At 63.7% G+C, this 19,877-nt stretch carries 18 protein-coding genes; 12 read left to right on the top strand and 6 right to left on the bottom strand.

Translation table 11 applies throughout. The annotated features are described in order from the left end of the window. The first annotated feature begins 60 nt into the window (after positions 1 to 60). Both NKJ89_RS00820 and NKJ89_RS00815 read left to right on the top strand, forming a co-directional pair. Positions 61 to 1,938: an ABC-F family ATP-binding cassette domain-containing protein gene (locus NKJ89_RS00820; RefSeq protein ID WP_352599071.1), complete on the top strand. Its 1,878-nt coding sequence runs from the start codon at positions 61 to 63 to the stop codon at positions 1,936 to 1,938. 219 nt (positions 1,939 to 2,157) lie between these two features. Beyond that, the gene (locus NKJ89_RS00815; RefSeq protein ID WP_352599069.1) at positions 2,158 to 4,266 is read left to right on the top strand and encodes a molybdopterin-containing oxidoreductase family protein; all 2,109 of its coding nucleotides are present in this window, start codon (positions 2,158 to 2,160) and stop codon (positions 4,264 to 4,266) included. Positions 4,267 to 4,290: 24 nt separating this feature from the next. Here NKJ89_RS00815 and NKJ89_RS00810 read toward each other — a convergent pair whose 3' ends face one another. After that, a complete protein-coding gene (locus tag NKJ89_RS00810) occupies positions 4,291 to 4,485 on the bottom strand; it encodes a hypothetical protein (RefSeq protein WP_352599067.1) in 195 nt (64 codons plus the stop codon). Between the two features lie 460 nt (positions 4,486 to 4,945). On the opposite strand from NKJ89_RS00810, the gene NKJ89_RS00805 reads away from it, so the two are divergent. From NKJ89_RS00805 to NKJ89_RS00780, 6 genes are all read left to right on the top strand, one after another. Continuing rightward, positions 4,946 to 5,119, top strand: a complete 174-nt coding sequence (locus NKJ89_RS00805; RefSeq protein WP_352599065.1) for a hypothetical protein — start codon at positions 4,946 to 4,948, stop codon at positions 5,117 to 5,119. Between the two features lie 84 nt (positions 5,120 to 5,203). Continuing rightward, complete coding sequence (locus NKJ89_RS00800; RefSeq protein ID WP_352599063.1) at positions 5,204 to 7,297, top strand: ATP-dependent helicase; 2,094 nt, start codon at positions 5,204 to 5,206, stop codon at positions 7,295 to 7,297. A gap of 8 nt (positions 7,298 to 7,305) precedes the next feature. Then, positions 7,306 to 8,100, top strand: a complete 795-nt coding sequence (gene dapB, locus NKJ89_RS00795) for a 4-hydroxy-tetrahydrodipicolinate reductase (RefSeq protein WP_352599061.1) — start codon at positions 7,306 to 7,308, stop codon at positions 8,098 to 8,100. 150 nt (positions 8,101 to 8,250) lie between these two features. Next, positions 8,251 to 9,264, top strand: a complete 1,014-nt coding sequence (locus tag NKJ89_RS00790; protein WP_352599059.1) for an ABC transporter substrate-binding protein — start codon at positions 8,251 to 8,253, stop codon at positions 9,262 to 9,264. Between the two features lie 160 nt (positions 9,265 to 9,424). Next, positions 9,425 to 10,279, top strand: a complete 855-nt coding sequence (locus NKJ89_RS00785; RefSeq protein WP_023761923.1) for an ABC transporter ATP-binding protein — start codon at positions 9,425 to 9,427, stop codon at positions 10,277 to 10,279. Positions 10,280 to 10,379: 100 nt separating this feature from the next. Beyond that, complete coding sequence (locus NKJ89_RS00780; RefSeq protein WP_023761924.1) at positions 10,380 to 11,258, top strand: ABC transporter permease; 879 nt, start codon at positions 10,380 to 10,382, stop codon at positions 11,256 to 11,258. 20 nt (positions 11,259 to 11,278) lie between these two features. Here the strand turns inward: NKJ89_RS00780 and NKJ89_RS00775 are convergent, their stop codons facing one another. Together NKJ89_RS00775 and NKJ89_RS00770 are read right to left on the bottom strand one after the other, a co-directional pair. Continuing rightward, positions 11,279 to 12,631 carry a sensor histidine kinase gene (locus NKJ89_RS00775; RefSeq protein WP_352599057.1) on the bottom strand — a complete coding sequence of 451 codons (1,353 nt, stop codon included), beginning with the start codon at positions 12,629 to 12,631 and terminating at the stop codon, positions 11,279 to 11,281. Then, positions 12,628 to 13,305, bottom strand: coding sequence for a response regulator (locus NKJ89_RS00770; protein WP_352599055.1), 678 nt, complete (start codon positions 13,303 to 13,305; stop codon positions 12,628 to 12,630). Before NKJ89_RS00770 ends, NKJ89_RS00775 begins: the two co-directional genes overlap by 4 nt. Positions 13,306 to 13,886: 581 nt before the next feature. Between NKJ89_RS00770 and NKJ89_RS00765 the strand changes: the two genes are divergently transcribed. Then, positions 13,887 to 14,144, top strand: a complete 258-nt coding sequence (locus NKJ89_RS00765; RefSeq protein WP_352599053.1) for a DUF680 domain-containing protein — start codon at positions 13,887 to 13,889, stop codon at positions 14,142 to 14,144. A gap of 209 nt (positions 14,145 to 14,353) precedes the next feature. Here the strand turns inward: NKJ89_RS00765 and NKJ89_RS00760 are convergent, their stop codons facing one another. The 3 genes from NKJ89_RS00760 to purM are packed head-to-tail and all read right to left on the bottom strand — an operon-like array spanning position 14,354 to position 16,712. Further along, positions 14,354 to 14,863 carry a SixA phosphatase family protein gene (locus NKJ89_RS00760; protein ID WP_352599051.1) on the bottom strand — a complete coding sequence of 170 codons (510 nt, stop codon included), beginning with the start codon at positions 14,861 to 14,863 and terminating at the stop codon, positions 14,354 to 14,356. A 17-nt stretch (positions 14,864 to 14,880) separates the two neighbouring features. Beyond that, a complete protein-coding gene (purN, locus tag NKJ89_RS00755) occupies positions 14,881 to 15,594 on the bottom strand; it encodes a phosphoribosylglycinamide formyltransferase (RefSeq protein WP_352599049.1) in 714 nt (237 codons plus the stop codon). After that, the gene (purM, locus tag NKJ89_RS00750; RefSeq protein WP_352599047.1) at positions 15,591 to 16,712 is read right to left on the bottom strand and encodes a phosphoribosylformylglycinamidine cyclo-ligase; all 1,122 of its coding nucleotides are present in this window, start codon (positions 16,710 to 16,712) and stop codon (positions 15,591 to 15,593) included. The genes purN and purM overlap by 4 nt, the downstream gene beginning before the upstream one ends. A 248-nt stretch (positions 16,713 to 16,960) precedes the next feature. Here purM and NKJ89_RS00745 point away from each other — a divergent pair, with 248 nt between their 5' ends. The 3 genes from NKJ89_RS00745 to NKJ89_RS00735 all read left to right on the top strand — a co-directional run bounded on the left by NKJ89_RS00745 (position 16,961) and on the right by NKJ89_RS00735 (position 19,876). Next, on the top strand, positions 16,961 to 17,950 hold the full coding sequence (locus NKJ89_RS00745; protein ID WP_352599045.1) for a methyltransferase: 990 nt from the start codon (positions 16,961 to 16,963) through the stop codon (positions 17,948 to 17,950). Positions 17,951 to 18,138: 188 nt separating this feature from the next. After that, on the top strand, positions 18,139 to 18,696 hold the full coding sequence (locus NKJ89_RS00740) for a CDP-alcohol phosphatidyltransferase family protein (RefSeq protein ID WP_023761932.1): 558 nt from the start codon (positions 18,139 to 18,141) through the stop codon (positions 18,694 to 18,696). Continuing rightward, on the top strand, positions 18,668 to 19,876 hold the full coding sequence (locus NKJ89_RS00735; protein ID WP_352599043.1) for an AI-2E family transporter: 1,209 nt from the start codon (positions 18,668 to 18,670) through the stop codon (positions 19,874 to 19,876). The genes NKJ89_RS00740 and NKJ89_RS00735 overlap by 29 nt, the downstream gene beginning before the upstream one ends. Position 19,877: the final 1 nt, after the last annotated feature.

Below are 19,877 nucleotides of genomic sequence, written 5' to 3'. Positions count from 1 at the left end.
TGCGGCCAACTGGCCCGCAAGGCCTTGCGAAGCGTTGGTGTCCGGTGCAAAAGCGCGGCCATGCTGATCATCAACGACCTTTCGCTCCGGATGGCCGGACGCCTGCTTCTTGACCATGCCTCGCTGACCTTGCCGGCCGGCACCAAGGCCGGCCTTGTCGGCCGCAACGGCACCGGCAAGACGACGCTGTTCAAAGCTATCACCGGGGATTTTCCCTCGGAGACAGGCTCGATCGGTCTGCCGAAGAGCACCCGCATCGGCCAGGTGGCGCAGGAAGCTCCCGGTACCGAGGACGCGCTGATCGAGATCGTGCTCAAGGCCGATCTCGAACGCACGGCGCTGCTCGAAGAGGAAAAGACGGCAACCGATCCCCACCGTATCGCCGACATCCACATGCGGCTGGCTGACATCGACGCGCATTCCGCCGAATCGCGCGCCGCCACCATTCTTGCCGGTCTTGGCTTCGATGACGCCGCGCAGCGGCGACCGGCCTCGTCCTTTTCCGGCGGCTGGCGCATGCGCGTGGCACTCGCCGCCGTGCTGTTTGCCGAACCCGACCTTCTGCTGCTCGACGAGCCGACCAACTATCTCGACCTCGAAGGCACGCTGTGGCTGGAAAACTATGTGTCGAAATATCCGCACACAGTCCTCTTGATCTCGCACGATCGCGACCTGCTCAACCGCGCCGTCAACTCGATCGTTCACCTCGACCAGAAGAAGCTGACCTTCTGGCGCGGCGGCTACGACCAGTTCGAGCGCCAGTACACCGAGCAGAAGGAGTTGCAGGAGAAGGGCCGCGTCAAGCAGGAGGCCGCCCGCAAGCACATGGAATCCTTCGTTGAACGCTTCCGCGCCAAGGCCTCCAAGGCGAGGCAGGCACAGTCGCGCATCAAGGCACTGGAGAAGATGAAGCCGATCGCGGCAATCGTGAACGATTCGGTGCGACCATTCTCATTCCCCGAACCGGTGAAGACGGTGGCCTCGCCAATCGTGGCGCTCAACAACGTCAATGTCGGCTACACCGAGGGGCAGCCGATCCTGAAGAAGATGACGTTGCGCATCGACGCCGACGACCGCATCGCACTGCTTGGCGCCAATGGCAACGGCAAGTCGACCTTCGCCAAATTGCTGTCCGGCCGGCTGAAGCAGGAGAGCGGCACCATGACGGTGGCGCCCGGCCTGAAGGTGGCGATCTTTGCCCAGCATCAACTCGACGACCTCCGACCGGATGAGAACGCCTACGAGCATGTCCGCCGGCTGATGCCGGAGGCCCCGGAATCGAAGGTGCGCGGTCGGGTCGCGCAGTTCGGCCTCACCACCGAGAAGATGAACACCGCAGCCAAGGATCTGTCCGGCGGCGAGAAGGCGCGGCTGTTGATGGGGCTGTCGGCCTTCGAAGGCCCCAACCTGTTCATCCTCGACGAACCGACCAACCATCTCGACATCGACAGCCGCGAATCGCTGATCCATGCGCTGAACGAGTTTCCCGGCGCCGTCATTCTGATCTCGCACGACCGGCATCTGCTGGAAGCGACCGCCGACCGGCTGTGGCTGGTCAAGGACGGCGCGGTCAACCCGTATGATGGCGACCTGGAAGACTACAAGACGCTGGTCACCGGCGTATCAGGCGACCGCCGCGGCAAGCGTGAGGCCGACAAGGCGTCAAAAGCCGATCGCCGCCGCGATGCGGCAGCGCGCCGCGCCGCTTTTGAACCGCTGGCGAAGGAGATCCGCGCCACCGAGGCGCTGATGGACCGCATCCGAAAGCGCATCGACGGCATCGAGGACGAGCTGTCCAATCCGGCTGTCTACGAGAAGGATCCGTCGACAGCGACCCGACTGGCCAAGGAGCGCTCGCAACTCGCCCAGACGCTGGCCGGCCATGAGGAGAAATGGCTGACCATGTCGGCCGAATATGAGGAAGGCACGGCCGAGTGATTTACCCTCCCCCTTGTGGGGAGGGTCGATCCGCGAAGCGGAGCGGGGTGGGGGCAGCGCGGCAGTTCACCCCACCCCGGCGCTGCGCGCCGACCCTCCCCATCAAGGGGAGGGTGAACCACCGCCGCACCATATCAGGTGGAAAAGACATCTCCCAAAGGCAGCTTATGGGCAAATCTGGCCCTACACGCTACGTCTGGAACCGGCTAACCTCAGTTCATGAACCAGAACGCCAACCTCCGCATCGGCCATTCGGCCTGTCCGCATGATTGCCCGTCGACCTGCGCGCTCGAAGTCGAACTGCTCGACGGCAACCGCATCGGCCGCGTCCATGGCGCCAAGTCCAACAGCTATACGGCAGGTGTCGTCTGCGCCAAGGTCGCGCGCTATGCCGACCGCGTCCATCATCCCGACCGGCTTCTGAAGCCGCTGATCCGCGCCGGTGCCAAGGGCGATGGCGCCTGGAAAGAAGCGAGCTGGGAGGCCGCGCTCGATCTGGTCGCCGAGAAGTTCATCGCATCTGAGGAAAAATTCGGCTCGGAGACGGTCTGGCCTTATTACTATGCCGGCACGATGGGACTGGTGCAGCGCGACGGCATCGACCGGCTGCGCCATGCCAAGAAATATTCCGGCTTCTTCGGTTCGATCTGCACCAATCTGGCCTGGACCGGCTGGATGATGGGGGCAGGCGCGCTGCGTGGTCCCGATCCGCGCGAGATGGCGAAATCCGACTGCGTGGTGATCTGGGGCACCAATGCAGTGGTGACCCAAGTCAACGTCATGACCCACGCCATCAAGGCGCGCAAGGAGCGCGGCGCCAAGATCGTCGTCATAGATGTCTACGAGAACGCGACGATGAAGCAGGCCGATCTCGGCCTGGTGCTGAAGCCGGGCACCGATGGCGCGCTGGCCTGCGCGATCATGCATGTGCTGTTCCGCGACGGCCTCGCTGACCGGGCCTATCTCGAAAAATACACCGACAACCCGAAAGGGCTTGAGGCCCATCTGCGGACGCGCACGCCGGAGTGGGCGTCTGATATCACAGGTTTGACGGTCGCCGAGATCGAGGCCTTCGCCCGGCTCGTCGGCACGACCAAGAAAACCTATTTCCGCCTCGGTTATGGCTTCGCGCGTCAGCGCAATGGCGCCGTCAACATGCATGCCGCATCTTGCATCGCGGCTGTCACCGGCAGCTGGCAATATGAGGGCGGCGGCGCCTTCCATTCCAATTCCGGCATCTTCAAGCTCAACCAGGACGTGCTTGAAGGCACGAAGATGCGCGACCCCTCGATCCGCCATCTCGACCATTCACGCATCGGCCCGGTGTTGACCGGCGCCAGCGATGCGCTTTATGGCGGCCCGCCGGTAACGGCCATGCTGATCCAGAACACCAATCCGGTGAATGTCGCGCCCGAGCAGCGGCTGGTGAAGCAGGGCTTCCTGCGCGACGACCTGTTCACCTGCGTGCATGAGCAATTCATGACCGACACGGCCAAGCTCGCCGATGTCGTGCTGCCGGCGACGATGTTTCTGGAACATGACGACGTCTACAAGGGCGGCGGCAACCAGCACATCACGCTTGGCCCCAAATTGATCGAGCCACCGGAAGGGCCGCACACCAACCATCACGTCATCGAGGAATTGGCTGAGCGCCTCGGGGTCGCCGACCGTCCGGGTTTTGGTCTCACCGAGCAGCAGCATATCGACATCATCCTGGGCAAGCGCGGGCTGGGCAGCTTCGACAGCTTGAAGCAAGACAAATGGGTCGACCTGCAGCCGGATTTCGACACGGCGCATTTCATCAAGGGGTTTGGCCATGCCGATGGAAAATTCCGCTTCCGCGCCGACTGGACCGGGCAGGCGGCACCCAACCGACCGCCGAAAAGCATGGGCCTGTTCGGCCCAGTGGCGCGACTGCCAGAATTTCCCGACCATGTCGACTTGATCGAGGTCGCCGACGAGGCGCATCCGTTCCGGCTGGCGACGTCGCCGGCGCGCAACTTCCTCAACTCCACATTCTCGGAGACGCCGGTGTCGAAGGCCAGGGAAGGCCGGCCGGAACTCTTGTTGCATCCCGACGATGCCGCGGAACATGGGCTGGCCGACGGCGATCGCGTCGAAGTCGGCAATCAGCGTGGAGAAGTCGTGCTGCACGCAAAACTCTTCGAGGGCATCAAGCGAGGCGTGGTCATCGCCGAAGGCATCTGGCCAAACAGCGCGCACGAGCGTGGCGAAGGCATCAATGTGCTGACCGGCGCCGATGCGCCGGCACCCTATGGCGGTGCTGCCTTCCACGACAACAAGGTCTGGCTGCGCGCGGCAGGCTGAGAACTCAGTTCCTCACGCGTCAAATCATACCGGCAGGATTTCAGCCGCCTTCCTTCGGTTTCGTCGGTAGCTGATGTCGTCGGCGATCTGCTCTGCCTCGATCGAGATTTCGCGCAGCAGTCCGGTGACAGGATTGTGAAAGCCGATGAGATAAAGGCCGAGCTCCGAAGCCCTCGCATTGAGGGCGCTGCGGCCCGGCTGGATGCCCGGCTGCAACAATCTGGCATAGCCCGGCCGGAAGCCTGTGGCGAAGATGATCGCATCGAACTCGCAATGCTTGCCGTCGGTAAAAACGGGCGCCTTGGTTGTTGGTACGCTTTTAACGAAGACAATCCCCCGATGACGCTGGGGAAAGACTCAGCTACCTTCTGCTGCGCGGCGGACCTCATTATCCGCTTGGCCGGCGCTCCCTTCCTCCCAAGCGGCGCCGGCCTTCTTCCTCAAGAGCCTGCCGAACTGGAGCGCGAGCTGATGACGACCTCAGCTCCGAGGCCACAGGCGGCATGAGGCAGGACACGAATTTCGCTACGCCAAGTTCCGCCTGCAGTGCTTCGAGAAATGCATCGGAAAGCGCCAGCGAAGCCATCGCCGCCTTCGATCGTTGATCGCGCGTGGATGATCGGCAGGGAACCAAATGCCGTCTCCTCGGTTGGTCCTGCTCCAAAGGAGTGTTGCAACCATGTTCCGTCTGCTTGTTGCCGGCACCTTGGTCTATGTCGCCTATCGCATCGTCAGGAAGATGGTCGAAGACGTGCCCAATACAGTCGACCCGCTGCTGTTGCCGCCGTTGAAATATGATCGCGAGACCTTGCGCCGACAGTCAGCCGCCATGGGCGTCGATCCCCAGCGCTAGCGGTGACACGTTTCCTCGCTCCGTTAGGCTATGTCTGCTTCGCATCAACGTTGCGAACAAAGCAGAAACGATGCTTGATGGGCGATGAACCTCGCCACCGCTGATTCGACCTTCCGGGAACCGACCGTCCAGCCTGCCTATCTCGCCCGGCTGAACGATGCCCAACGCCTGGCCGTCGAGCATGGCGACGGCAAGATCGCCGGCCCGCTGCTGGTCATCGCCGGCGCCGGTTCGGGCAAGACCAACACGCTGGCGCATCGCGTCGCTCATCTGATCGTCAAGGGTGCCGACCCGCGCCGCATCCTGCTGATGACCTTCTCGCGCCGCGCCGCGTCCGAAATGGCCAAGCGCGTCGAACGCATTGCCGGCGAAGTGCTCGGCCGCGATGCCGCGGTCATCACCGATGCGCTGACCTGGGCCGGCACCTTTCACGGCATCGGTGCGCGGCTGCTACGCGACTATGCGCTCGAGATCGGCCTCGACCCAGCCTTCACCATCCATGACCGCGAGGATTCCGCCGACCTGATGAATCTGGTCCGCCACGAACTGGGTTTCTCGAAGACGGAAGCGCGTTTCCCCACCAAGGGCACCTGCCTTGCCATCTATTCCCGTGCCGTCAATGCGCAGGCGCCGCTCAACGAGGTATTGGGGTCTGCCTTTCCCTGGTGCGCCGGCTGGGCGGAGCAACTGAAGCAATTGTTCGCCGGTTATGTCGAGGCCAAGCAGGCGCAGAACGTGCTCGATTACGACGATTTGCTGCTCTACTGGGCGCAGATGGCGGCCGAGCCTGAAATAGCGGCGCATCTGAGCGGACGTTTCGATCATGTGCTGGTCGATGAGTATCAGGACACCAATCGCTTGCAGTCCTCCATCCTGCTGGCGCTGAAACCCGACGGCGCCGGGCTGACGGTGGTGGGCGACGATGCCCAGTCGATCTACTCGTTCCGTGCCGCCGAGGTGCGTAACATCCTCGACTTCCCCAAACAGTTCGCGCAGGCCGCCGACGTGGTGATGCTGGAGCGCAACTACCGCTCGACCGAAACCATTCTCGCCGCAGCCAATGCTGTGATCGGCGAGGCCTCGGAGCGCTTCACCAAAAACCTATGGTCGGAGCGCAAGTCGACCGACAGACCGAGGCTGGTGACCGTGCGCGACGAGGTCGAGCAGGCTAATTTCGTCTGCGATACGATCCTGGCCGAGCGCGAGGCCGGCACGGCGTTGAAATCCCAGGCGGTGCTGTTTCGCACCTCGCATCACAGCGGGCCGCTGGAAATCGAGCTGACCCGTCGCAACATTCCCTTCGTCAAGTTCGGCGGCCTGAAGTTCCTCGATGCCGCTCACGTCAAGGACGTGCTGGCGGTGTTGCGCTTCGCCGAAAATCCGCGCGACCGCGTCGCCGGCTTCCGCGTGCTGCAACTGATGCCGGGCATCGGCCCTTCGGCCGCCGCGCAGATAGTCGAGACAATGACGACGGCGCTCGACGAAGCGATGGGCCTGGCCGGTTGGCGCCCGCCGCAACGCGCGGCCGATGCCTGGCCGGGCTTCGTCTCGCTCTATTCCGGCCTGCGGGCCGGCGAAAAATGGCCGGCCGATCTCGAACAGATCAGGTTGTGGTACGAGCCCCATCTGGAGCGCATCCACGAAGATGCGACGACCAGGCGCGCCGACCTGTTGCAGCTTGAGCAGATCGGTTCGGGCTATGTCTCGCGCGAACGCTTTCTCACCGAACTGACGCTCGACCCGCCCGATGCGACCAGCGACCAGGCCGGCCCGCCGCATCGCGACGAGGACTATCTGATCCTCTCGACCATCCACTCGGCCAAGGGCCAGGAATGGAAGAATGTCTTCGTCCTGAACACGGTCGACGGCTGCATCCCGGCCGATCTCGGCGTCGGCACCAAGGAAGATATCGATGAGGAGCGCCGGCTGCTCTACGTGGCGATGACACGCGCCAAGGACAATCTCAACCTGGTCATGCCGCAACGCTTCTTTCCGCACGGCCAGGCGGCGCGCGGCGACCGCCATCTCTATGCCTCGCGCACGCGCTTCATCCCGGCTTCGATCCTTGCGGCATTCCAACAAGTATCTTGGCCGAGCGCGCAGGCGGCACAGGGCAGGGCGGCCCGGCCGGAGGTCCGCGTCGACATCGGTGCGCGCATGCGGGGCATGTGGAAATAGTCGCGGCAATGCTCCAGCCACCGATCAGGATAGCCCTCGCCGGCGCGCTGGGCCGCATGGGTCGGCAGATGACGGAAGCGGCGCAGGCAGATGCGCGGCTGGCGCTTGCCGCCCGATTCCACCGGCCGGGCATGGTCGGCGAAGGTCTGGTGAGCCGCGACGAGGCGCTTGCCATGGCCGATGTGGTGATCGATTTCACCACGCCGGCTGCGTCCGCCGCGCTCGCCGAAGCCTGCGCCGCGCGTAGCGGGCCAGCACTTGTGATCGGTTCGACCGGGTTCCACGCCGCCGAGCTTGCCGTTATTGCGGCCGCCGCGAAGAGCGTCGCCATCGTGCGCTCCGGCAGCTACTCGCTTGGGCTCAACATGCTGGCCGGATTGGTCGAGCAGGCGGCGAAAGCGCTCGATCCCGACTACTGGGATGTCGAGATTGTCGAGGCGCATCATCGCCACAAGATCGATGCGCCCTCGGGCACCGCCCTGATGCTGGGGCAAGCCGCAGCCGGCGGACGCGGTGTCGATCTGGAGACGGTCGCAAGGCGGGTCCGCAATGGCGTCGTCGGCCCGCGCCCAGCCGGCGAGATCGGCTTTGCGGCGATGCGCGGCGGCAGCATCATTGGCGAACACAGCGTCGGCTTCTGCGCCGAGGGCGAGACCGTGACCCTGTCGCATGCGGCCGGCGACCGCGTCATGTTCGCGCGCGGCGCCATCGCCGCCGCACTCTGGGTGGCGGGGCGCCCACCCGGCGAATATGACATGCGCGACGTGCTGGGACTGGGCGCCCCGGGACGGCATTGCGGCTAATCTTTTTCGCCCAGTGGCTGAAAGCCAGCTGAAAGCTTGGGCGTGCCATGACAGGGTCGCGGTGTCACCGCATGACCGGTCCTCAAGCGGCCGGCGAGGAGGAGAATGCGGCGCAGCTTCACGGCGCGTCGCCCAAGTGGAGGAAGTTTCGTGACCGGTTTCATCTCGAAGTGCGCCTTGCGCACAGCGGCGCTAACCCTTGTCATCGCTGCGACAGGCGCCACGGCGGCATCAGCGGCCGACAAGATCACCATCATCGTCGGCGGTATGGAGAAGCAAATCTATCTGCCGGCCGTGCTCACCCAACAGCTCGGCTACTTCAAGGACCAGGGACTCGATGTCGAACTGGTCAACTCGCGCGCCGGCGTCGAGGCTGAGAACGAACTACTGGCCGGCGCCGTGCAGGGCGTCGTTGGCTTCTACGACCACACCGTCGACCTGCAGTCGAAGGGCAAATACATCCAGTCGATCGTCCAGTTCAGCCAGGCGCCGGGCGAGGTCGAGCTGGTCTCCGCCAAGCATCCCGAAATCAAATCGCCGGCCGACTTCAAGGGCGCCACGCTCGGCGTCACCGGCCTCGGCTCGTCGACCGATTTCCTCAGTCAGTATCTGGCCGTGCGCAACGGCCTGAAGCCCGGCGACTATACGCTGCTGCCAGTCGGCGCCGGCAACACCTTCATTGCCGCCGTCAAGCAGGATCAGATCCAGGCCGGCATGACCACCGAGCCGACGATTGGCCGATTGCTGAAGACCGGTGAGGCCAGTGTCCTGGTCGACATGCGTACCCCTGAAAAGACCAAGGAAGCGCTGGGCGGCCCCTATCCGGCGGCGTCCTTCTACGTCCAGTCCGCCTGGCTCGAAGACCACAAGGATGAGGCACAGAAACTCGCCAATGCCTTCGTCATGACGATGAAGTTCATCGCCACGCATTCGGCCGAGGAGATCGCCGACAAGATGCCGAAGGACTACTACGCTGGCAACAGGGACCTCTACGTGCAGGGGCTGGCCGGCGGCAAGGCGATGTTCACGCCGGACGGCCGCATGCCGGCCGACGGCCCGCCAACCGTGCTCAAGGTCCTCTCGACATTCTCCAAGAGTCTGCAGGGCAAGCAGATCGACCTGTCGAAGACCTATACGACGACGTTCGTCGACGCCGCCAAGTAGCGTCGCCCGACGGGCACGGCTTCCCGTCTCCGCTCGTTGAAGAACAACGGCTTGCGCCGCTTGCTTGAATCTAGCCGGCAGCGGCACGGCCCTTGCCGGACCACCAGGAGACCCGCGGCAGCGTTGCGGGCTCCCTTGCCCATCGCGACAGGAGTGTGTCATGCAACTGCAACCCATGGCGGCCGAGAAGCTGTCTCAGGCCGCACTGCCAGCCGATGCGGCGATCGCCATCGACGACGTGACGTTGCGCTTCGTCACGCCGGACGGCCACATGATGACGGCGATCCGCGATTTCACCATGACGGTGGCGCGCGGCGAATTCGCTTGCGTCGTCGGGCCGACCGGCTGCGGCAAGTCGACGACGCTCAATCTCGTCACCGGGCTGCTGCGGCCGACGACTGGCAATGTCCGTGTCATGGGCAGCCCTGTCACCGATATCAGCCGCGACATCGGCTTCGTCTTCCAGGCTGACGCGCTGTTTCCCTGGCGCAGTGTCATCGACAATGTCGCCGCCGGCCCGCTCTATCGCGGCATGCCAAAGGCGCAGGCCTATGAGCTGGCGCGTGACTGGATCGCCCGTGTCGGCCTCGGCCGCTTCGAAAAGCACTATCCGCACCAGCTGTCCGGCGGCATGCGCAAGCGCGTCGCGCTCGCTCAGACCTTCATCAACCAGCCCAAGATCCTGCTGATGGACGAGCCGTTCAGCGCGCTCGACATGCAGACGCGCACCGCCATGCAGGACGAGCTGCTGGGTCTGTGGTCGCAGCAGAAGTCTTCCGTCGTGTTCGTCACTCACGACCTGGAGGAGGCAGTGGCACTGGCTGACAAGGTTTATGTGCTGACGGCCGGGCCGGGCACGGTCAAGAGCGTCTACCGCATCGACCTGCCGCGTCCGCGCGTCATGGCCGACATTCGCTACGACCCGAAATTCGTCGAGATCGCCAAAGTGATCTGGAACGACCTGCGCGAGGAAGTGCAACTCGGCCAGAGCCGCACCTTGCAAACCGGCCATTAAAGCGGGTCGCCGACCCGCTCTAATGGTTTTGTTTTTCGCAATTCCGGACGGAAAACCGCTTGGCACTTTTCCTGGAATTGCTCTGAGAGGAGACGCTGCCATGACCGCCATATCTCCCACCACTTCCCAAGCCGCCGTCCGCGATGCCTCCATTGCCGTTGCCGAAGGCCGGGCGAAGGCGCGGCTCCGCCGCCGGCATGCGCTGGTCATCGGCCTACGCCTGGCTATCCTGGTCGTCTTCCTCGGCCTATGGGAACTCGGTGCCGACCACAACATCATCGATCCGTTCTTCTTCGCCAGCCCGTCCGGTATCTGGGACCAGATCTGGGTGTGGGTCACCGAGGGCACGTCGCAAGGTCCGCTCTGGGTGCAAATTTATGTGACACTCGAGGAAACCTTCCTCGGCTTCGTCATAGGCGCCGTCGGAGGCATCGCCGCGGGCATCATCCTCGGCCGCAACCGGCTGCTGGCGGACGTCTTTTCGATCTACATCAAGATCGCCAACTCGGTGCCGCGCGTCGTGCTGGGCTCGGTGTTCATCATCGCGCTCGGCCTTGGCATGGCCTCCAAGGTGGCGCTCGCCGTGGTAATGGTGTTCTTCGTCGTTTTCGCCAACGCCTTCCAGGGCGTGCGCGAGGCCGACCGGGCGATGATCGCCAACGCCCAGATCCTCGGCGCTTCGCCGTTCCAGATCACCCGCACCGTCATCATCCCGTCGGCGATGAGCTGGATCCTGGCCAGCCTGCATGTCAGCTTCGGCTTTGCCCTGGTCGGCGCGGTGGTCGGCGAATTCCTCGGCGCCAAGCAAGGCATGGGGCTGCTGATCTCGACGGCGCAGGGCGCCTTCAACGCCAATGGTGTCTTTGCCGCCATGATCATCCTGGCGGTGATGGCGCTGGTGGTGGAGTTCATCATCACCCGCTTCGAGAACTATGTCGTCAAATGGCGGCCGGCGCCGTTCAACGAGCAGGGGACCTGATCCACTTCGGCATGCCGCGATCAGGCCAACGGCAATCTTACCTCAACCACCAGGCCACCGGTCGCGCCATCTCCAAGGGTGACGCGGCCGCCGGCATTTTCGATGACCTCGCGCACGATGGCGAGGCCAAGCCCACTGCCTTCCTCGGTTGAACCGGCAATGCGGTAGAAGCGTTCGAACACATGGTCTCGCTCGTCCGCCGGAATGCCGGGCCCATCATCGGCGACCGTCAGCACCGCTTCGCCGTCTGTGGCCGCCAGTTTCACCGTGACGCTGCCGCCGGCCGCCGAATAGCGAAGCGCATTGTCGACAAGATTGACGATCATCTCGCGCAGCATGGTGCCGTCGCCGATGACCGGTACGGGGCCAGCCTCCTCGAAGCCGAGATCGATCCTGCGAGCGATCGCCGCCGGCGCCTGGGTTTCCAGCACGTGCCGGGCGGCGTCGGTCAGGTCGATGCGGTCGGCGCGCGGCCGCCGGCTACCGGGTTCGGCTCGCGATAAGGTCAGCAACTGTTCGGCCAGCCGCGCCAGCTTGCCGGAGCTTGCCTGCAGCGCCACCAGGGCTTCCTGGCGCGCCTCCGTAGCACTTTCGCGAAGCGCGTAGCTTGCCTGTGTCGACAGCAGCGCCAGCGGTGTGCGCAACTGGTGCGCCGCATTGGCGATGAAGCGGCGTTGGGCCGCCATCTGCGCGCGCACCCGCTCCATGTAGGCGTTCAACGCATCGATCAGCGGCTGAATCTCGCTTTGCGCCCCCGGCACTTCGATCGGATCAAGCTTGCTGCGGCCTGGCGAGCGCACCGCGTCGCGCAACCGGATCAGCGGCGCCAGACCGCGACGCAGCCCGAGCAGCACGAAGATGCCGGCAATGGCCACCAGCGCCAGTTGCTGGGCAAAGGCGCTGAGCCACAGCCGTTTGACCATCGCATCATGCCCGGCCAGCGTGACACCAACGGTGACGGATATTGGCGAGTCAGCGCCGGCGCCGACCACCGCATGATTGAATGTCAGCAGCCGCAGCGCGTGGCCGCGATAGACCCCTTCTGTGCTGGGCTGCCTCGGACCTTCGGGCAGGTCGGGGTAGCCGGTCAGCAAACGCCCGCCAGCCGTCTCGACACGATAATAGACGCTGTCGCGATCGCCGGTGTCGAACATCTCGATCGCCGCCGGCGGCACCGTGGCGTCGAGCACGCCGTCGACGATGGCGACCTGCTCGGCGATGGCGCGTGCGGAACCCAACAGCATCCGGTCCGTGACCAGATCGGCGGTCGCCTGCGCGCCGCGGTGGCTTGTCCACAGGTTAATGGTGGCGAGCCCGGCGAGCGGCAACACCACCCAGGCCAGCAACTGCAAACGGAGGCTGCTAATCCTCATGGCGCCAAATCATCATGACGCAAGAGATAGCCGAGGCCACGCAAGGTGGCGATCTGGACACGAGATCCTTCTAGCTTCTTGCGTACACGGTGCACATAGATCTCGATGGCGCTGGGGTCGGCGTCGGTCTCGAAATCATAGATCGCGGCCAACAACGCCGCCTTGCTCACTGTGCGTCCGGCCTTGACCATCAATTGCTCCAGCACTGCGTGTTCGCGCGGCGTCAGCGCCAATGTCTCGCCAGCGAGCGAAAACAGCCGGGTATTGGTGTCGAAGACGAGATCGCCGCAGGCAACGACAGGCGCGGTGCGGTCATTGGCGCGGCGCAGCTGCACGCGGATGCGAGCCTCCAGCTCCTCGATCTGGAACGGCTTTGCCAGATAGTCGTCGGCGCCTTCATTGAGGCCCTTGACGCGGCCGTCGAGGCTGGCATTGGCGGTCAGCACGATCACCGGCACTCGGTTGCCGCGCGCCCGCAGCATGCGCAGCACTTCCAGCCCACCCATGCGCGGCAGCGCCAAGTCCAGGATGACAAGCGCGTGGTCGCCGGCGGCCAGCGCGTGCTCGACATCCTCGCCGTCATGAACGATGTCGACGACATAATTCGCCTGACGCAGAGTCTTGCCCAGCCAGTCAGCCAGTTCGCGATTGTCCTCGACGAGCAGCAGCCGCATTTCTATCGCTTTCCTGGAAAGCAGGTCACCCGGAATTCCGCCCGTTCTTCGACCGGCACAGCCAAGGTCGCGTCCGATTGATGGTCGTGCACAAGCGATAATATCGATCTGACGCCAAGGCAAATGCACGGCCGACGGGCACCGTGAACCTCAGCCTCCGAACCGACAGATTGGAAGCCGCGAAAACACAGCCGGCTGTCATCCGGCGTAGGTCAGGCCACACAATTGGAACCCTTTCGGCGCTCGGAAGAGAAAGCTTGAACCAGTCGATCCAGACAAATCGAACCGATCGGTTCGTTTTCCGTTGACGGACCGTGCAGCCCTTGGTGAACGACCGGCTCGCTGCACGGTCGCGCCTGCGGTGGTGACGTCTGTTAACAACTTGATTTTGAACGATAAAATTATGATTGCCAAGGCCATTTGTCGAGTTTCAAGGGCCGAAATCTCACAATCTTTGGAACATCTTCGTGATTGGAATCCGCGGCAGGGCAAACCCATCTCGGGGAGGTCCGAGCGACGCGAAATTCCTCCCAAGGGCACGCATTAGACGGACAGAACAGAGAACCATTGGAGTAAATAAGATGACCAAGATCGCACTCACCGCCGCCGCCATTCTCGTTGCCACGGGCACCGCTTTCGCCGGCAGCGACAATTACGGCTCTTACAACGCCAACCAGCCGGTTCCCAACCAGTCGACTTCGAGCCAGTCGATTTCGGGCCAGTCGACTTTCAACATCGACACCACGCGCACCGGCTCGATCCTGAAGCCCTCGAAGGCACAGGGCGACGCCAACGCCAAGGTGCCGGGTGAGTCTGGCCGGGGCATCTGGGGCCGCTAATCCAGGCAAGTCTTGACTACCAAGTCTTGACTACAAAGAGCGGTGGGCTTGGCCCGCCGCTCTTGTTTCTTGCGCAGAGTAGCACCAGTCGGGGGCGCTGCCCCAAGCGGCCAATTTTCGCTGTCGGCAACAAACAGTTCTCGGCCAAAAATAAAATCGGATTGACCGGGGTCCGCTGCATGGCAGGCTTGGTCTGGCGCGCCTGGATTCTAGTCCAGATCCTTCGGCCGCAGACAATGTGTCAGCCGGGCGCAAGACAAGGCCGACCAGTCGCCCTCGAAAACGAAGCGCACGACGGCTGCCGTCGGGAATTTTTCAGCGAGCTTCTTGCGCGCCTTGGCCTCCGACCCTGGCCCGGCAAGCTGGTTGGCCAGATCTTCCAGCCCCGGATTGTGTCCCACCACAAGCACGCTGCCGTCCGACGGATCGACCTGACGAATCTGGCTTAGGATATCCGCCGCCGAAGCATCGTAGAGCGCCTTGGCAAATGCGACCTTGGGATGCGCAGGCAGTTCCGCCGCCACCAGCCGCCAGGTGTCGCGGGTGCGCAAGGCCGGCGACACCAGCGCCAGTTCCGGCAGCCAGTCGCGCGACGCAAGCTCACGGCCCATCAAATGTGCTGCCTTCAATCCGCGGTCGGTGAGTGGACGGTCGAAATCATCGAGATCAGGGTCGTCCCAGCTCGATTTGGCGTGGCGAAGCAGGAGAAGCTGTTTCATCGCCACGCTCTCGACACTCACGGCGTGATGCGCGCCAGATGCTCGAGATCGGCTTCCTCGCGCAGCGGGTCGGGGGCCATCACCACCGAGGTGCTGTTGTCGGCATCGTCGGCAAAGTGGGCAAGCACGGTGCGGCCGGCCTCCATGCGCGCCTTGCCCTCGGCGACCAGCCCCAGCGCCAGCGGATAGAGCCGGTGCTCGGCCTTCAGCACACGGGCAGCCAGCGCGTCCGCGCTGTCGCCGACCATCACCGGCACGGCCGCCTGCGCGATGATCGGGCCGTCATCCATCTCGGAGGTGACGAAATGCACGGTGCAGCCATGGATGCGCATGCCGGCGGCGAGTGCACGCGCATGAGTATCGAGCCCCTTGAAAGCAGGCAGCAGGGCTGGATGGATGTTGATCATGCGGCCCTGCCATTTCTGGACGAAGCCGGGGGTGAGAATGCGCATGTAGCCGGCCAGCGCCACGATCTCGGCGTTGAATGCCGCGAGCGCTGCGTCGATGGCGGCGTCATGCGCCTGCTTGCTGCCATGATCGGCACGCGGAATGACCTGCGTGGCGATGCCGCGCGCCCTGGCGATGCCGAGGCCGGCAGCGTCGGCCTTGTCGGAAATGACGCCGACGATCTCGGCCGGGAAGGCCGGGTCGCTGGCTGCCGCTATCAGCGCGGTCATGTTGGAGCCGCGCCCCGAGATCAGGACGACGGTGCGTTTCCTCTGCGCGCTCATAGGCCGATCGAGCCCCGATAGATGACGCCGGCATCTCGGCGCGGCACGATGCGGCCGATCGGCGTCACCGTCTCGCCGGCCTCCTGCAGCACGGCGGCGACCTGCGCCGCCTGGCCGGACGCGACCGCCAAAATCATGCCGATGCCGCAATTGAAGGTGCGCATCATCTCTTCCGGCGCCACGCCGCCGGTCCTGGCCAGCCACGAGAACACTGGAGGGACGTCGATCGCCTCGAGGTCGAGCTCGGCCGAAAAATCCTTGGGCAGCACGCGCGGAATGTTTTCCGGGAAGCCGCCGCCGGTGATGTGCGCGAGCGCCTTGATGCCATGCGTGTTGCGGATAGCCTTGAGGATCGACTTGACGTAGATGCGGGTCGGCTCAAGCAGCGCCTCTGCAAGCGTGGCTTCGTCGTTGAATGGCGCCGGATCGCCCCACGCCAGGCCGCTGATGGCGACGATGCGGCGCACCAGCGAATATCCATTCGAATGCAGGCCCGAGGAGGCCAGGCCCAGCAGCACGTCGCCTTCGACGATATCGTCGGTGGGCAAGAGCTGGCCGCGTTCTGCCGCGCCCACCGCAAAGCCGGCAAGGTCGTAGTCGTTGCCGTGATACATGCCTGGCATCTCGGCCGTCTCGCCGCCGATCAGCGCGCAGCCGGCCTGGCGGCAGCCCTCGGCAATGCCGCCGACGATCGCGGCGCCCTGATCGGGATCGAGCTTGCCGGTGGCGAAATAGTCGAGGAAGAATAGGGGTTCGGCACCTTGCACGACGATGTCGTTGACGCACATGGCGACCAGATCGATACCGATCGTATCGTGCTTGCCGGCATCGATGGCGATCTTGAGCTTGGTGCCGACGCCGTCATTGGCCGCCACCAGCACCGGATCGATGAAGCCGGCGGCCTTGAGGTCGAACAGGCCGCCAAAACCGCCGATCTCGCCATCGGCGCCCGGCCGGCGCGTAGCGCGCACCAGCGGCTTGATCTTCTCGACCATGAGATTGCCCGCGTCGATATCGACGCCGGCCTCGGCATAGGTGAGCCCGTTGGTGAGCCCGTTCCTGCGCTTGCTCGTTTTGGGCTGGCCCGTTTTGGGCTGGCTTGTGTCGCGCTTGCTCATCGCAATTTTCCTGCTCGTTTGCGGGCTCTTCGCATGAACGGCTGCGCCTCGCAAGGATGACGACAGAATGGTTGGCTTTTGCCCCCGATAAAAGCGAGGCGATGGCGCCCTTGTGCAAAATCTCCTCCACCCTCGTTTCTCATCGGAGGCAAAACCTCGCGTCGCCATTTCGCCTCACCCCTTTGCATCCTTGTAAGTAGTTGTTGTTGGTGCTCTGTTGCCAGGCATCAGGCACCGGGGAACAAGCCATGCTCAATCCTTCGCAACAGATCATGAGGCTAGGCCTCGGATTCGCCGTGTCACAGGCGCTGCGCGTCATTATCGAACTCGGCATCCCCGATCTCCTGGCTGCCAGCGAGCGGTCGGTAGATGAACTGGCGGCTGCCACTCAATCCGATGCTGACTCGCTTTATCGTGTAATGCGACTTCTGGCGCCTGAAGGCGTGTTTAGCGAAGTGCTGCCCCGTCATTTCGAGTTGACGGAGGTTGGTGCGGTGCTGCGCTCCGATCGGCCGGGTCCCCGCGACTTCGTCCGTATGATCAACAGCGAAGCCTATCTTGCCTTCGAGCAGCTCCTGCATTCTGTTCGCACCGGAAAGCCGGCCTTCGACAAGGTTTTCGGGAGCCCAAGGTTTGACTGGCTGTCGGAACATCCGGAGCAGGCTGCCTTGTTTCAGCGTGCCATGGTGGCCTTGAGCCAAGGCAGTAACGAGGCCGTTGCCGAAGCCTATGATTTCAAGCCGTTCACGCGGATCGTCGACGTTGGCGGCGGACATGGCCAGCTTCTCTCGGCGATCCTGGCGCGCAACCCTCACCTGGACGGCGTGCTCTTCGATCTGCCTTCGGGCGTCGCGGCAGCACGCCAGGGTGCCGGAGGCGACCTGCCGCGCACCGAATTTGTCGCCGGTAATTTCTTTGAAAGCGTTCCCACCGGTGACGTCTACATCATCAAGAAGGTCGTTCACGATTGGGATGATGGGCGTGCCGCGGAGATCCTGCGAAATTGCCGCAAGGCAATGCTGCCGAACGGGAAGGTGCTTGTGGCCGAGACGCTCGTGCCGCCAGGTGACGAACCGAACCAGATCAAGGGTATCGACGTGGTCATGCTCGCCGTCACTGGCGGCCTGGAGAGAACGCGGACCCAATATGCAAGCTTGTTCGACGCCGCCGGGCTACGCCTTGAACGAGTGATCCAGACCCGAGGACCCATTTCCATCCTCGAGGCGTCTGCGGTCTGATCAAGCAAAGTGTCGCCGCACCTTTTCCGTGAAGGTTAGGGACATCGCATACGCGAGACTGTCGAGATGGCCGACCGGCAGGCGCAGGGGTGGTTCACACACAGACCTTTGCCATGTCTGGCGCGCTGCTCCCTTGCGATCCTCCTCCGTCTCCATCATGTATCAGAAGCAAACCCGGCAGGCACGCTTTGACCATCCCCAATCTGATCACCATCCTGCGCTTTGTTCTGGTGCCGGCGGTGGTGCTGGCAATGCTGCAGGCAAGCTGGGACTGGGCCTTTGCCGGGTTTCTCGTTGCCGGCATTTCCGACGGCGTCGACGGTTTTATCGCCCGCCGGTTCAACCAGCAGTCAAGGCTCGGCGCCTATCTCGACCCGATGGCCGACAAGCTGCTGCTGGTTTCGGTCTTCGTCGTCATGGGCTTTATCGGGCAATTGCCGCTGTGGCTGGTCATCACCATGGTGTCGCGCGATGCGTTGATCGTCTGCGCGGTCCTATTGTCCTCCGTCATGGCTCATCCGGTCGAGATGAAGCCGCTTTTCGTGTCGAAGGCCAACACCGCCATCCAGATCGTGCTGGCCTCGGTGGTGCTCGGCGAACTTGCCCTGTCGGTTCACCTCGACCCGCTAAGGCCAGTCCTCATATTGCTGTCCGGGGTCTTGACCGTGGCTTCGGCCGCGGCCTATCTCGTGGCTTGGCTGAGGCATATGAGCGGCTATGGCGAAGGCTCCAAACCGGACACCTGACCAGGAATCAATCGAAGCGGCCGCCGAGGCTGCGGCGGCAGGCGAAACTGCGTCTCTGGCGTTTCGCCGCCAGATCCGCTTCTGGTTGATCAGCGCCGTCCTGCTGGCCGTCTTCCTCTACGTCTTCTCAGGCATCCTTTTGCCGTTCGTCGCCGGCATGGTCCTGGCCTACTTCCTCGATCCGGTCGCTGACCGGCTGCAGCGGCTCGGCCTGTCCCGCTTCATGGCGACGGTGGTCATCCTCATCGCCTTCCTCATCGTGCTGGTGCTGGCCTTCGTCATCCTTATTCCGGTGCTGGCGACGCAGATGGCCGATTTCGCCGGCAAATTGCCGGAATACCTGACCCGGCTGCAGAGCCTGATCACGTCTTTCGATCCGAAATGGCTGGAACAAAAATTCGGTGTCAACGCTAATGGCCTGCGCGACGGGCTGAATTCGCTGCTGACCTCCGGCTTCGGCCTGCTCACCACGGTCTTCACCTCGATCTGGAGTTCCGGCGTGGCGCTGGTTTCGGTGGTCAGCCTGTTCGTGGTGACGCCGGTGGTCGCCTTCTACATGCTGCTCGACTGGGACCGCATGGTGGCGGTCATCGACAGCTGGGTGCCGCGCGACAATGTGGCGACGGTGCGCGCCATCGCCAAGGACATCAACACCGCTACCGCCGGCTTCGTGCGCGGCCAGGGCACGCTGTGCCTCGTGCTGGGCGCCATGTATGCCACCGGGCTGACGCTGACCGGGCTGAATTTCGGCATTCTCATCGGTCTGTTCGCCGGGCTGATCTCCTTCATTCCCTATGTCGGGTCGCTCACCGGACTGGTGCTCGCCGTCGGCGTAGCCTTCGTCCAGTTCTGGCCGGACTGGACGATGATCGTCGCCGTCGCGGTGGTGTTCTTCATCGGCCAGTTCATCGAAGGCAACATCCTGCAGCCGCGACTGGTCGGCAAAAGCGTCGGCCTGCATCCGGTGTGGTTGATGTTTTCGCTGTTTGCGTTCGGCGCGCTGTTCGGCTTCGTCGGCTTGTTGATCGCGGTGCCGGCTTCTGCTGCCGTTGCCGTGCTGGTGCGGTTTGCCATCGCCCGCTATCTCGAATCGCCGCTTTACAAGGGCCACGGCGCGGCGCCTGTGCCGAGGCTTCCGGCCGATCGCGGCGGCGGCCACCGCACGCAACCGCGTCGCTGAA

Origin of the sequence: Mesorhizobium sp. M0047 (genome assembly GCF_040323315.1) — a bacterium.
Taxonomy (GTDB): domain Bacteria; phylum Pseudomonadota; class Alphaproteobacteria; order Rhizobiales; family Rhizobiaceae; genus Mesorhizobium.
The sequence above is the reverse complement of the archived record's forward strand: the minus strand, read 5'-3'. Positions and strand labels throughout refer to the sequence as shown.

Bases quoted from the DNA above. Each gene is read 5' to 3' on its own strand.
- NKJ89_RS00805 (WP_352599065.1), top strand. From the start codon at position 4,946: ATGTTCCGTCTGCTTGTTGCCGGCACCTTGGTCTATGTCGCCTATCGC.
- dapB (WP_352599061.1), top strand. From the start codon at position 7,306: ATGCTCCAGCCACCGATCAGGATAGCCCTCGCCGGCGCGCTGGGCCGC.
- NKJ89_RS00760 (WP_352599051.1), bottom strand. From the start codon at position 14,863: ATGAAACAGCTTCTCCTGCTTCGCCACGCCAAATCGAGCTGGGACGAC.
- NKJ89_RS00745 (WP_352599045.1), top strand. From the start codon at position 16,961: ATGCTCAATCCTTCGCAACAGATCATGAGGCTAGGCCTCGGATTCGCC.
- NKJ89_RS00780 (WP_023761924.1), top strand. From the start codon at position 10,380: ATGACCGCCATATCTCCCACCACTTCCCAAGCCGCCGTCCGCGATGCC.
- NKJ89_RS00770 (WP_352599055.1), bottom strand. From the start codon at position 13,305: ATGCGGCTGCTGCTCGTCGAGGACAATCGCGAACTGGCTGACTGGCTG.
- NKJ89_RS00775 (WP_352599057.1), bottom strand. From the start codon at position 12,631: ATGAGGATTAGCAGCCTCCGTTTGCAGTTGCTGGCCTGGGTGGTGTTG.
- purN (WP_352599049.1), bottom strand. From the start codon at position 15,594: ATGAGCGCGCAGAGGAAACGCACCGTCGTCCTGATCTCGGGGCGCGGC.
- NKJ89_RS00765 (WP_352599053.1), top strand. From the start codon at position 13,887: ATGACCAAGATCGCACTCACCGCCGCCGCCATTCTCGTTGCCACGGGC.
- NKJ89_RS00785 (WP_023761923.1), top strand. From the start codon at position 9,425: ATGCAACTGCAACCCATGGCGGCCGAGAAGCTGTCTCAGGCCGCACTG.
- NKJ89_RS00820 (WP_352599071.1), top strand. From the start codon at position 61: ATGCTGATCATCAACGACCTTTCGCTCCGGATGGCCGGACGCCTGCTT.
- purM (WP_352599047.1), bottom strand. From the start codon at position 16,712: ATGAGCAAGCGCGACACAAGCCAGCCCAAAACGGGCCAGCCCAAAACG.
- NKJ89_RS00815 (WP_352599069.1), top strand. From the start codon at position 2,158: ATGAACCAGAACGCCAACCTCCGCATCGGCCATTCGGCCTGTCCGCAT.
- NKJ89_RS00735 (WP_352599043.1), top strand. From the start codon at position 18,668: ATGGCGAAGGCTCCAAACCGGACACCTGACCAGGAATCAATCGAAGCG.
- NKJ89_RS00800 (WP_352599063.1), top strand. From the start codon at position 5,204: ATGAACCTCGCCACCGCTGATTCGACCTTCCGGGAACCGACCGTCCAG.